General features: G+C 60.7%; 1 pseudogene. It reads right to left on the bottom strand.

The features are described from left to right. Positions 1-474: pseudogene (locus tag J5M67_RS27745) on the bottom strand (transposase); the annotation flags it as partial. Positions 475-524 lie beyond the last annotated feature (50 nt).

The following is a 524-nucleotide window of genomic DNA, read 5'->3' as shown; positions in this document are numbered from 1 at the left end:
CCGTAATGCATCCGCACTTTCGCGATCTCCTTGATGCTCATCTCCAGCGCGCTTTGATCCCGAGCGATCGACTCGTAACGGTAGACCGTGCGGGAGAACCGCGACAACGTGCAGGTCTGCCGCTGGCTTGCACCGAAACGTTGCACCCAGTCCGCCACCAGCTCACGGCGCCGAGACGGTTTCAGAGCTCTTTGACGGCACGTTCCGCAGCATCGCCTTGTCCAGCGAGAGGTCGGCCACGAGCCGCTCGAGCTTCGCGTTCTCGTCTTCAAGCGGCTTTACCCAATGCAACTCCGAGGGCGACAGCCCGCCGTATTTCGTTCGCCGGCTGTAAATCGTCGCGTCGCTGATTCTCAGCTTGCGGCATACCTTCGCGACCGTCGTACCCGGTTCGGCCTGCTTCAACGCGTATACGATCTGCGCCTCCGTAAACTGCTCGCCTTCATGGCAGGGCCGTCGTGCCCGCTCGCACACATCATGCCGAATTCTTTACTTACGAGCCCGACTATTTCTTGGATCGGCGC

It is taken from the genome of Pseudomonas sp. 30_B (assembly GCF_017491605.1).
GTDB lineage: Bacteria > Pseudomonadota > Gammaproteobacteria > Pseudomonadales > Pseudomonadaceae > Pseudomonas.
This window is presented reverse-complemented; position numbering and strand designations above follow the sequence as displayed.